Here is a 12,099-nt window from a genome sequence, read left to right as displayed (position 1 = left end):
ACCCCAATGGAATTCCCCCTCCCATCCGCACCGGCTAACGGGTCGTCTTTTATGGAAAAACTCAAGGTCATCATCGCCGACGATCATCCGATCGTGCTGCTCGGCGTGCGCGAACTGGTCGAGCGTGACGCGCGCTTTGGCGTGGTCGGCGAAGCGGTCTGCTCGCAAGGGCTGATCGATCTGCTCGAAGCGCAACCGGTAGACGTGGTCATCTCCGACTACAACATGCCGGCCGACTCGCCCTATGGCGACGGCCTGAAACTGATCGACTACCTCAAGCGCAACTACCCGACGGTACGTATCCTGGTCCTGACCATGATTTCCAACCCGCTGATCCTCACGCGGCTGCATGAACTGGGGGTGGACGGCGTCATCCAGAAGAGCCAGTTGCACGGCGAAATCGAAAAAGCCCTCAATGCCGTCGCCCGCAACAATCCCTACCGCTCGCAAGCCCCGGCGCGCAACTCGGTCGTCGCCTGCACCACCGCGCTCGATCAACGGGTAGAGAGCCTGTCGCCCAAGGAGTTTGAAATATTGCGCCTGTTCGTTTCCGGACAAAGTGTCAGTGAAATTGCCCGCAGCCAAAACCGCAGTACCAAGACCATCAGCGCGCAGAAAGTTTCGGCCATGCGCAAACTTGATGTAAACAGTGATCAGGAACTCTTGGCCTACTGCCTGGCCGGCCATATTTTTAATTGAAATAATGGCACCAAGCTACCATTCAGATTCGTCTGATGTGCCACTCCCTCCACGCGACTTATCGTAAGCGTGCATTCACATGCAGCACTTACCAATAATCGCGTGGACATCAAAATGAAAAAGTTCTCCCTGGCCGCATTGACCCTGTCGCTGATCGCCGCTTCCGCCGGCGCCTTCGCCGCCGAACCTAGCGGCCCGATCAAAGGCGGCAGCGGCAAGATCGCCTTCACCGGCGTGATCAACAATGACGCCTGCTCGGTCGACGGCGCCAATGCCGACCGCGTCATCGCCGTGGACATGGGCACTGTCTCGATCAAGGACATGGGCACCGCCGAGAACCCGGCATCGGGCCGCGTCACCGGCAAGGACTTCAACCTCAACGTCAACTGCAACGTGGGCACCAAGGTATCCATGGTCTTCGACGCCAACAGCGGCGGCTCGGGCCTGGTAACCGGCAAGAAAGTCCTGGCCCTGACCAAAGGCACCGGCACCGCCGCCAACGTCGGTATCGCCCTGCTCGACCCTGCCGGCAACCTGATCGACCTGAGCTCGGCGGCCACCGCCAAGATCCAGAGCGACGTGCACGGCACCGGTGCCGAGGGCGGCGACGCCACCCTGAGCTTCTCCGCCGCCTACGTGACCACCGGCGCTGCCGGCACCGCCACCGCCGGTCGTGGTGACGCCACCCTGCCGTTCATCCTGCAGTACGAGTAATCGCCCCGCAGGTGCCCCATGCGCGAGGCTGCAAAGCCTCGCCACTTGTTCATCCCGCAAGGTGCCCGACCATGTTGCGTCGTTCCGTGTATCCCGTGCTCGGCTTGCTGGGCATGCTCGCCGCCGCCCAGGCAACCGCCAGTATTTCCCTCAGCGCCACCCGCGTCGTGTTCGACGGCGCGCACAAGGAAGCCAACGTCACCGTGCGCAATGGCAACCAGGAAGTCCTGGTGCAATCCTGGGTGGATGGTGGCGACAGCGAACTGGCGCAAGTGCCGTTCGCCATTACCCCGCCGCTGGCCAGGGTATTGCCCAAGCAAGAGCAACTGCTGCGCATTCTGTATGAAGGCCAAGGCCTGCCGAGCGATCGCGAATCGGTGGTCTGGCTGAATGTCCAGGAAATTCCACAAGCCAGTGGCCAAGCCAATACCTTGCAGTTGGCGGTGCGCCAACGCATCAAGATTTTCTTCCGCCCGGCCAACTTGCCCGGTAATGCCTTGTTGGCACCGGAACAACTGGTCTGGCAACTAACCGCGCACGCGGGTAAAGCGCAATTGACCGTGAAAAACCCTAGTTTGTATCACGTGTCCATGGCCGATATCGAACTGAAGCTGGGTAAACAAACCGTCTTCACCGCCGACTCGACCATGATTGCGCCCGGTGCTCAAAAAACCCTGGGCAGCGTGCTTTCACCGACCCAAAGTTCGCTGACCCTGACCTTCAAGAACATCAACGACTATGGCGCCCAACATAAATATTCGGCGCGTCTGGACAACGCCCAACCGGCCAACGCCAAGCCCGCAGAACCCACCATCGCCTTCTGAAAACCGTCGCGCCCTACCTCGCGCGCCGGTTTGCGTGCGGCCTTGCCGTGCCTAGCCCGTGCCGGGACATGAAATAGGTTCCTCGTATGTCTCTGTCCATCGCAGCCCGCCCCGTCCGCGGGGCCGATGCAGGCGCGCGCGCGTCCAAGCGCGGCACGCCCCGCCCGACCTGGCAACGCAACGCCCTGTCGCTGGTGATCGGCGCCGCCCTGCCCGGCCTGGCCGCCGCCGACCCCGCCCCCGACACGCAACTGCTGGGTTTCAACACCACCTTCCTGCAGGGCGCGCAATCGACGGTCGACCTGCAGTTGCTGCTGTCGGCCAACAGTGTGCTGCCGGGCAACTACCGGGTCGACCTGTACAGCAACGAGGTGCTGGTGGGCCGACGTGACATCGACTTCAAGCGCAACGACCAGACCGGGCGGGTGGAGCCCTGCCTGACCCTGGAGCTGCTCGAGCAGTTGGGCATCGACATGGACAAGCTCAGGGCCCAGGAACGCCTGGACACAGCGCAGGCCTGCCACGACCTGCCCACGCTGATCGCCCAGGCCAGCCTGAGCTACGATTCGAACCGCCTGCGCCTGGCCGCGAGCATTCCGCAGTTGGCCATGAAGCGCGGACTGCGCGGCTACGTCGACCCACAACTGTGGGATGAGGGTGTATCCGCAGCGTTCGTCAACTATCAGTTCAACACCAGCCGCAGCACCAGCGACGACCAGACCCGCACCGCCAACAACCTGAGCCTGCGCAATGGCCTAAACCTGGGCGGCTGGCGGCTGCGCAACGAGTCCAACTTCAGCAGCGGCACCGGCCGGCCGGATACCTTCAAGAGCAACCGCAGCTACCTGCAACACGACGTTACCGCGCTCAAGGGCCAGTTCAGCGCCGGCGAGATCTTCAGCGACGCCGACCTGTTCGACAGCGTGCGCTACCGTGGCCTGAAACTGGCTTCGGACGAAGGTATGCGCGCCGACAGCGAACGCGGCTATGCCCCCGTGGTGCGTGGCGTGGCCCAGACCAGCGCGACCGTGGAAATCCGCCAGAACAACTACGTGCTGTACACCACCAGCGTACCGCCCGGACCGTTCGAGATCAGCGACATCTACCCCAGCGGCTCCAACGGCGACCTCGAGATCACCATCATCGAGGCCGATGGCCGCCGCCGGGTCAGCGTGCAGGCGTTCTCCAGCCTGCCGCTGATGGTGCGCGACGGCCAGGTCAAGTACAGCCTGTCCGCCGGGCGCTACAACAGCAACAGCGAGGGCCTGGCCACGCCGCAGATGCTCAGCGGCACGCTGGCCTACGGCCTGTCCAACACCCTGACCGGCGTGCTCGGCCTGCAAGCCACCGACGACTACAAGGCGTTGGCCGTGGGCAGCGGGCTGAACACTCTGTTGGGCGCGTTTTCCCTCGACGTCACCCATTCCTCGAGCAAGGCCCAGGGCCAGACCACCCAGGGCAATAGCCTGCGGGCGCTGTACGCGAAGACCTTCACCGGTACCGACACCAACTTCACCCTGGCAGCCTACCGCTACTCCACCGAGGGCTTTCGCAGCCTCACCAACCACATCGAGGACCTCAGCAGCGACGTACGCAGGCGCAGTGGCAACTCCAAGACCCGCACCGACCTGACCATCAGCCAGAGCCTGGGGCGCAACCGCGAGTTCGGCAGCCTGTACCTGACCGCCATCGACCAGCGCTACTGGAACCGTGGCGGCTCGCAGAGCCTGTCGGCCGGCTACAGCAACAACTGGGGCGAGGTCACCTACAACCTCGATGTCAGCCACACCAAGGACCTGGACAACGCCGGCCCCACCAGCGACGACACCCAGTTCAACCTCTCGGTGTCGTTCCCGCTGGGCAGCCGCGTGCGGGCGCCGCGCGCATTCGTCACCACCAGCACGCAGAAAGGCAACGCCACCACCCAGGCGGGCGTCAACGGCTACCTGTCGGAAACCAGCGACACCTTCTATTCGATCCAGGGCGGCCACAGCCGCACCAGCGGCAACTCGGCCTCGGCCAACCTGAACACCCGCACCTCGGTGGCCGACATCAGCCTGGGCTACAGCCAGGGCCGTGGCTACGACTCGCAAAACCTCAACCTGGCCGGCGCGGTGGTGGCCCACCGTGGCGGCATCAACCTCGGCCAGACCGTCAGCGAGACCTTCGCCCTGGCCCAGGTGCCTGGGGTGAAGGGCGCGAAGATCAGCAGCTACAGCGGTGTGGAAACCGGACGCAACGGCTATGCGGTGATCCCCAACACCCAGCCGTACCGGGTCAACTGGATCAGCCTGGACACTCGCGACTTGGGCGGCGACATCGAGATAGACAACGCCACCCAGCAGCTGGTGCCGCGCCGCGGCGCCGTGGTGCTGGCCCGCTATACCGGCAAGAGCGGGCGCCGCGTGCAGTTCGAGCTGTTCGATGGCAATGGCCAAGCGCTGCCGTTTGGCGCCTCGGTGGAGGATGCCGAAGGCCGCCAACTGGCGATTGCCGATCCAAGCGGCAAGGCCTTGGTGCTGCTGGAGCAGGACCAGGGCGAGCTGAGCCTGAAATGGGGCGAGCGGCAATGCACGGCGCCTTACCAGTTGCCGGAGCGGGACAAGGCGGTGAACTACGAGCGCCAGCGCTTGATGTGCCGGCCGTGATTACCGGGTGTGCGGCTGTGCACGCGCGCAACGCCACCTTCAAGCAAGCCAGCGCGCCAAGGCAAACCCGGCGAAGGTCATCAACAGCGAACCCAGCACATGCGCCAGCACCGTGACCATCGCCCAGCCGGCGCGGCCATGCATGAGCATCGATAGCACCTCGGCGGAAAAGGTCGAGAACGTGGTCAGGCCGCCGCAGAAACCGGTGGTGATCAGCAGGCGCCAGGCCGGGTCGAGGTTGGGAAAGCGCAGGAACAACGCCATCGCCGCACCGATGATCAAGCCACCAACCAGGTTGACCAGCAAGGTGCCCATGGGCATGCCGGCAAACAGCGAATTCAGGCGCAGGCCCAACCACCAGCGCAGCACGCAACCGGCACTACCACCGACGACAACGGAAAATAAGGACAGGTACATCGACAAGCTCCATCAAAGGTCGGAAAGACCCCCATGGAGAGGCAGGCAAGCGCCTGCGCACCCCTCCACTGGGGGTTGGCGCAGGCATCATCAGCACTAGGCTCTATAGGAAAAGCCGAAGGCGGTTCAAGGAGGAATGCCATCTCCTGGCCGTCGATGCTACGCAAGCCCCGGTAGGCTGACAAGCGCACCCGGCAACATTTGGACGCAAATAACCGAGGCAAACACCCATCCGCATCGCTAGAATGTGCGCCTGGCGTGTGCTGCGTGCGCCCGGGAGCCCTTCCCGAATACGGAGAACATTCATTTGTTTTCCGTGAGATTCGACCATGTTGCACGCATGCCTGCTATCCCCATGGCGCTTTCCGTCCCGTGTGTTCACGGTATGGCTTGCCGCGCCGCTTTACCCATCCTTCTTCTCGCTCATCGCCGCAGTGGCCCGTCGCAATCGGCGCCATCGTCTCGCCGTGCCTGTTGCCCGCCGCGCCGCTGCCTTCGCGAGGGCGACGTCATGAACGAGGACCGCACCATGCATGCCCCCCTTCCCCACAAGCGCTCGATGCTGCGCGAGTTGCTGGCCACCGAAGCGGCCGGCGGCGTCTTGCTGATGTTCACCGCCGCCCTGGCCATCGTCATCGCCAACAGCCCCTGGGCCGATGCCTACCTGCATCTGCTGCACCTGCCCGTGGGCCCGACCCTGACCGACAAGCTCGGCCCGATGACCGTGCACATGTGGATCAACGATGGCCTGATGGCGATCTTCTTCCTGCTGGTGGGCCTGGAGATCAAGCGCGAGCTGGTCGACGGCCGCCTGGCCAGCTGGGAGCAACGCCGCCTGCCGGCCTTGCCGGCGCTGATGGGCATGGCGGTTCCCGCGCTGATCTACCTGGCCGTGTCCCGCGGCGAGCCCGGCCTGGCCGGCGGCTGGGCGATCCCCGCCGCCACCGATATCGCCTTCGCCGTCGGCGCCCTGGCGCTGCTCGGGCGCCATGCGCCACTGTCACTGAAAGTGATGCTGGTCTCGGTGGCGATCATCGACGACATGGGCGCGGTGGCGATCATCGCGGTGTTCTACACCTCGTCGATCGACCTGCTGGCGCTGGCTGGCGCCGCCGCTATCATCGCCGTGCTGCTGGCCTTCAATCGCCTGCGCGTGGTCGCGCTGTGGCCCTACCTGCTGGGCATCGCCGCGCTGTGGTACGTGACCCTGCTGTCGGGCGTGCACGCCACCATCGCCGGCGTGGTCGGCGCGCTGCTGATTCCCTACAGCACCGGCACTGAAAAGGCCCGCGAGGCCAGCCCGCTGCTCAAGCTGGAACACGGCCTGGCCCCCTGGGTGGGCTTGCTGATCGTACCGGCCTTCGGCTTTGCCAACGCCGGGGTTTCGTTCGGCGACCTGGGCTGGGTTGACATCTTCGCCCCGCTGCCCCTGGCCATCGCCCTGGGCCTGCTGCTGGGCAAACAGCTTGGCGTGTTCGCCGGCGTGCTGCTGGCGGTGAAAAGCGGCCTGGCCAGCAAGCCACGCGGCGCCAGCTGGCTGCAGATCTATGGCGTGGCGATGCTGTGCGGCATCGGCTTCACCATGAGCCTGTTCATTGGCGAGCTGGCCTTCCCCGGCCAGGCCGACAAGGTCGACGCCGCCAAGATCGGCATCCTGCTAGGCTCGTTGCTGTCGGCGGTGATCGCCTGCTGCATCCTGCGCTTCGCACCCAAGCAGGCAGACTGACACCCACCCTGAGGGCCGCAGTGCGGCCCTTGTTGTACGAGACACCTTGATACGCGCTGATGCTGCATTGCAAGCAACCTCGCAATGCTCATGTACGCCAGCTTGCTCGGTTAGCGCACAATCGATATCCCGCCATCCACCCGCAACGCCGCGCCAGTCATGAAACTCGACGCTGGCGAGGCGAGGAACAACGCCGCCTCGGCGATCTCTTGCGGCTGCGCGAGGCGCTTGAGCGCGTGCAGCCCCGCCACCTGCGCCAGCGCCTCGGGGCTGTTCGCCACGCTGCGGCCCATGGGCGTGTCGGTGCCACCCGGCAACAACGCATTGGCACGAATGCCCTGGGCGCCATATTCCGCGGCGATGACCTGGGTCAGCCCGATCAGCCCCGCCTTGCTGGCAGCGTAGGCGGCCATGCCGGGCAGGCCCAGGGTATGGCCGACGAAGCTGGAAGTGAACACCAGCGCACCGCCACCTCGGGCCTGCAGTGCCGGCAGCTGGGCCTGGGCGCAGAGAAAGGCGCTGGTGAGGTTGGTGTCGAGGGTGTGCCGCCAGGCGCTGAGCGACAACGCCGGCAACGGCGCCAGCTCACCCAGGGTGCCAGCATTGTTGAATGCGATATCCAGGCCGCCGAAATGGCCCTGGGCAGTATTCACCAGTTCCTGGGCCAGGGCGGGGTCGTTGATATCCCCCGCGACCGCCACCGCCAGTGGATAGCCTTCACGGCCCAGCGTCTCGAGCAATTGCTCGAGCGCCGCCTGCCGTCGCGCACTGAGCACCAGCCGGGCGCCGTGGCGGGCGAACAAGAGCGCGGCGGCGTGACCGATACCCGAGCTGGCACCAGTGATAATGGCTACCTTGCCTGTCAATTGCATGATCGGACCTCATCCTGAAAGGGTTGTTGGGTTGGCAACACCACTTTCAGGGAGGGCGATGAACAGCACACTCTGTTTCTTGCTCGCTGCACCGCGCGTCATGAAACCTGGCCAGCGGGAGTGGAAAACAAATGTAATGATGCGCGGGATGCGGGGCATGGCTACATGCCCCTACACTGCAAATTCCGCCACGTGTTTGTCTGGGCATTGCGCCCACGCAAGGACACAGAGCAATCGCCCAGGGATGGAGACACAAGCAAGGTGATGTATGGCATTCAAGAATAACTATCTGATCCAGCTCTTACGCAAACTGCCCCAGGGCCGCGCCACCCCTTCGTGCCGCCCGCTCAGTGAAGAAGAGTCGAACCTGCTCGAGCACTTCCGCGCCCTGCCAGAACGCGACCGCATCGCCCTGCGCCTGCTGTGTTCAGCGATCCATCTGACCTCGGCGCCTGAAGCGAGCACCGGCGCGCCGCTGTAGAGTTCAAGTGTGGGAAGACAGAGGCCTTTGGGCCTCTTCTTCTATGCTGGGAAGCGATTGCGAGCAACGCTTGCCGGATGATCTCGCCACTGTGACCGACCTGCTGCCCAGGGGACTCTACCTGGCCTGTGCAAGCTTGGGTGGCTGTTGCAACAAACCGCGCGGTAATCGGAACCCTTTGAAAGGCTCCTGGGTGATCGGGTTGAAGGCCTTCTCAGCGCTGAGCCGATAGCGCATCACGCCATCACCGGTCCTGAAGCTCAGGTCCACGCTGGTCGCCGTCCGCCCATTGAGCGAACCGCGACTGAGCAGGCGAAACATGGACCATGGCCCTCGATACTCCAGGCTGCTGCTATTGCCGTTCTGCCTAAGCAGCGTCAGGTTGCTACGCACATGTTGCCCAAGCGTATTTGGCCAAATGATGCCAGTGATCTGGCTCGTGCCATGGGTGTAGGAAATCAACTGACCGTCTAGGTCCAGCAAGCTGGTGCGCTGGTTCGCACTCAGCCCTAACGGCTCGATACTGAACTGCACACTCAAGTTGCCGCGCTGATCGAAGAACGTTTCACGAATGCGGTCTGCCAGTTCCAACTGCTCGATCACATCGCTGCGGATCAGGGACTGCCCCTGCTGCCCGGCTTGCAGGGCTTCGAGGTTGTCCTTCAGGAACACCTTCAGATACTGATCATTGAACTGCTGTAGCCGACCTTTCGGCCCAAAGAACGCCTCGAAGTCATCCAGGGAGGCATCGGGCGCCCTGGCCACGAAGGGGTATCGGCCTGCCAGGCGCTGCTGGAAGAAGCTGTACACCTCGGCGTCCCAGCGCCGTTCCAGCTCGCGCAGGGCTTCAACGTTTAACACCTGCGCCGTTTGATCAGCCACCTTTCGGATCTGGTGGTTGATCGGCTCAGGCAAGCCGATGGATACCCGTTGCAAGGTGCCGATGGGATCATGCCCGGTCATCGTAAAGCGCTGATGCACGGCCTGCAGTGCAGCCTTGCCTCGGTCCGGGCTGTCCTGCACCGCCTTGGCGTAGTCGTGCACGGCTGTGATAGCAGCCAGGGTTTCATCGTAGTAGCTAGGCTTCTCTGCCGTTCCCTGCAGCATCGCGCTCAGCCCGGCAAAGGCCCTTTGAATAGTCCACGCCTGCTGATGCTCAGGCTTGCTGTTTGTCGGCAGCACTGTCTTGGCTTCATCTGCCGCCTCAACAACGCCAGTCGATGACAGCGACGTGTTGTCCCTTACCGTATCGATCAATCGATGCAGCGGCGCCGCAGGCCCCGTCAACTGCTGCAAGATCGCGACACCATGGTCTAGGTCACGAAAATCAGCCACGCTGAATGCGTTGAGGGCACGGCGCCAACTGTCAATGTAATCGGCGCTGTATAAGTTACGCAGCCGTTCGCTCAGCGCCTCCCGGTCGGCATCCGAATAATCGAGCTGGCTACGCTCGCCCAGCACCCATTGGTCGATCATCGCCAAATCGGCGAAGCTCTGACTGCGTGGTTCGAAGTACTCCTTGAAGCCTTTGGCCGTGAGCATCGGCGCTAACAGCACATCATCACCCTTCCTGGCGCCCATGGACGCCTGATACACCACGTCGAAGGCCGGCCCGACCTGATGACGCAAGTCCAACCCGGTGTGCAACTGCTCCCCCGCCTGTTGTTTCAGGCCGGCGTAAACCCGCTCGGCTAGCGGCACCTTGCGCAGCGCTGCCTGCACCACGGCGACACGTTGGCTGTACTGCGGCAGGTCGGTATCGGCGTAGGCCAAGGCGTACTTAAGGTGCCGCATGAGGTCGCGCTGCAGTTGCCCCTGGCCAGGGAATTTCTGCTGCCACTGTCGGGCCATCCACTCTTCGACCCATTCGGCGCGGCGGTTCTGGCGGTCTTCCAGCATGCGGTAAACCCTGAGGGCAGCCATTTGCTGCTCACTGCCTGGCGAAGCCGCATCCATGGTATCGATCACACCACTGGCCAAGGCCGGCAGGAACCGCTTGGAGAGCAAGCTGAGATATGCCTCATCGACACGCGGGCCGATGGCGCGCCCCTGATACAGCCCCATATCGGAAACACCCGGCCATGCAACGCGGTAGTCGCCAAATACGGATACCGCATCGCGAATCTGGTCCAGCGGCTCCAGCAGGTTACGTCCGGTAGGATCCATACGCTGATCCACCTCGTGATGGCTGTATTCCCTGCTTTTGGCAAGCACGTTGGCAGCCTTGGCACCATTGATGTCGAAAAAGCGCTGCCAGCTGGCAATGGCGACACAAAAAGCCAGTATGCCCAACCCAGAGCCGCCCCATAGGAGTTGGCGCTTGCTGCGCGCCACCTTGATGTTGTCCCCAGCAAGCCCGGCTTCCTTATAGATGACGCGCCCGAACGCATGCTGAATGAAGTACGGCAGCGCCTTGCCTTGCGCCTTGCCCTCGAGCAGAGGGAGCTTCGTCTTGTAGGGCTGCGCGGCTTCGCGCACGAACGCATTGAACATGTCACCTTGCTGGATGACCGAGGACCAGTACACACCACGTACCAAGGCCGGCGTGGTGTAGCGATCACTGGCCAGCGCTTCCTTCAGAAACCCCAGCAGTATTGGGCGCAAGCCGATCAATTGGGCATGCAATGAGAACAGGCGCGCGCGCTGCGCAGCACTGTCCAGCGCATCGAGCCGATCCACCACCTGCTCGAATAGCTGGCTGATCAACTGCTCGTAGTGATCGCCATACTCCTCCAGCCAAGCGTCGAACGTGCCGATCGCATCCAGCTTGAACGTGAAACCGAGCATTTTTTCCCGCATCGAGACGGAAAGACCGGCATAGAGCTGATCGAACCCATCCAGCAGGTCGAACTTGGTCAGCACCACATACAGCGGCAGCCGCGAACCCAACTGACTACCGACCTCGTACAGACGGGTGCGCAACACATGTGCCAAGGCAACGCGCTGCTCAGGCGTGCCATGCAATAGCGCAGGCAAGTCGACTACCAGCAATACGCCATTGAGGGCTCTCTGGCTGCGGTTGCGCAATAGCCAATCCAGCAGGTGCTGCCACAATCTGGCGGGGGCCGCAGGTGATACATGCGGTGCGCCTGGTTCGTCGACGGGCGAGCCTGCCAGCGACTCCTGCCTCATGAACGCCCCTGGCGGATCGATGATCACCGCATCGTTGCTGACCCACCAACCTATCGGAAAGGCCAGCGCTTGGGCCTGCCTGCCTCGTGCTTGTGCCTTGTCGATACGGGTCAGGGAAAAGCTTTGTTCTGTGCGATCGATGAAGCTGGTCTTACCGGCATGCTGGTCGCCTATTACCAAGTACCAGGGCAACCGATACAACGCACGTCGCCCGCCTGCGCCATCGAGAAATCGCGAAAGTCCTTGGTCCAAGGCTTTCTCTTGCGCCTGAACCAGCGGCAATACGCTGTCCAGCTCAGCGGCCACCGCCTGCTTGCGCTCAGCCTGCAGGCGAACGTATCGCCTGCGCAGCACCACTAGCCAGCACAACAGCGGCACCAGCACGAGCACCAGGCTGGCCAGGCTGCGATGCGCCATGCTGGCCAGCGGGTACTGTTCACGCCACATCCACTGCGGCCCGAGCCACCAGATGGCGACCAGCATCAGCACGGTACCCAGCACAAGCAGCAGCGGCATGGCCAGGCCGATCCGAGTCATCAGGGGCAAACCCCATCGTTTCAATAGCGTCCATAGTTGATTCATGGGG

General features: G+C 63.2%; 9 protein-coding genes and 1 riboswitch. Of the genes, 6 read left to right on the top strand and 3 right to left on the bottom strand.

Annotated features, from left to right (window positions below; translation table 11 throughout):
• Window positions 1-51 precede the first annotated feature (51 nt).
• The 4 genes from E3U47_RS14515 (at window position 52) to E3U47_RS14500 (ending at window position 4,885) form a co-directional block, all read left to right on the top strand.
• Entirely contained in the window at window positions 52-699 is a 648-nt protein-coding gene (locus tag E3U47_RS14515) for a response regulator (protein WP_134692181.1), read from the top strand.
• A 114-nt stretch (window positions 700-813) separates the two neighbouring features.
• Window positions 814-1,413, top strand: a complete 600-nt coding sequence (locus E3U47_RS14510) for a fimbrial protein (RefSeq protein ID WP_134692179.1) — start codon at window positions 814-816, stop codon at window positions 1,411-1,413.
• A 71-nt stretch (window positions 1,414-1,484) separates the two neighbouring features.
• Window positions 1,485-2,237 (top strand): molecular chaperone, encoded by a 753-nt coding sequence (locus E3U47_RS14505; protein WP_134692177.1) that lies wholly within the window; start codon window positions 1,485-1,487, stop codon window positions 2,235-2,237.
• Window positions 2,238-2,323: 86 nt separating this feature from the next.
• Complete coding sequence (locus tag E3U47_RS14500; RefSeq protein WP_134692175.1) at window positions 2,324-4,885, top strand: fimbria/pilus outer membrane usher protein; 2,562 nt, start codon at window positions 2,324-2,326, stop codon at window positions 4,883-4,885.
• A 39-nt stretch (window positions 4,886-4,924) separates the two neighbouring features.
• On the opposite strand, the gene crcB is transcribed toward E3U47_RS14500, so the two are convergent.
• The gene (crcB, locus tag E3U47_RS14495; RefSeq protein WP_134692173.1) at window positions 4,925-5,302 is read right to left on the bottom strand and encodes a fluoride efflux transporter CrcB; all 378 of its coding nucleotides are present in this window, start codon (window positions 5,300-5,302) and stop codon (window positions 4,925-4,927) included.
• A 74-nt stretch (window positions 5,303-5,376) separates the two neighbouring features.
• Window positions 5,377-5,458: riboswitch (Fluoride riboswitch) on the bottom strand.
• A 373-nt stretch (window positions 5,459-5,831) separates the two neighbouring features.
• Here crcB and nhaA point away from each other — a divergent pair.
• On the top strand, window positions 5,832-7,028 hold the full coding sequence (gene nhaA, locus E3U47_RS14490; protein ID WP_134692171.1) for a Na+/H+ antiporter NhaA: 1,197 nt from the start codon (window positions 5,832-5,834) through the stop codon (window positions 7,026-7,028).
• A gap of 110 nt (window positions 7,029-7,138) precedes the next feature.
• Here the strand turns inward: nhaA and E3U47_RS14485 are convergent, their stop codons facing one another.
• Window positions 7,139-7,900, bottom strand: a complete 762-nt coding sequence (locus E3U47_RS14485; RefSeq protein WP_134692169.1) for an SDR family oxidoreductase — start codon at window positions 7,898-7,900, stop codon at window positions 7,139-7,141.
• A 268-nt stretch (window positions 7,901-8,168) separates the two neighbouring features.
• Between E3U47_RS14485 and E3U47_RS14480 the strand changes: the two genes are divergently transcribed.
• Complete coding sequence (locus tag E3U47_RS14480; RefSeq protein WP_134692167.1) at window positions 8,169-8,381, top strand: hypothetical protein; 213 nt, start codon at window positions 8,169-8,171, stop codon at window positions 8,379-8,381.
• 117 nt (window positions 8,382-8,498) lie between these two features.
• Here the strand turns inward: E3U47_RS14480 and tssM are convergent, their stop codons facing one another.
• Window positions 8,499-12,095 carry a type VI secretion system membrane subunit TssM gene (tssM, locus tag E3U47_RS14475; RefSeq protein ID WP_134692165.1) on the bottom strand — a complete coding sequence of 1,199 codons (3,597 nt, stop codon included), beginning with the start codon at window positions 12,093-12,095 and terminating at the stop codon, window positions 8,499-8,501.
• Between the last annotated feature and the right edge of the window lie 4 nt (window positions 12,096-12,099).

It is taken from the genome of Pseudomonas sp. RIT623 (genome assembly GCF_004519305.1).
Classification (GTDB): domain Bacteria; phylum Pseudomonadota; class Gammaproteobacteria; order Pseudomonadales; family Pseudomonadaceae; genus Aquipseudomonas.
This window is presented reverse-complemented; position numbering and strand designations above follow the sequence as displayed.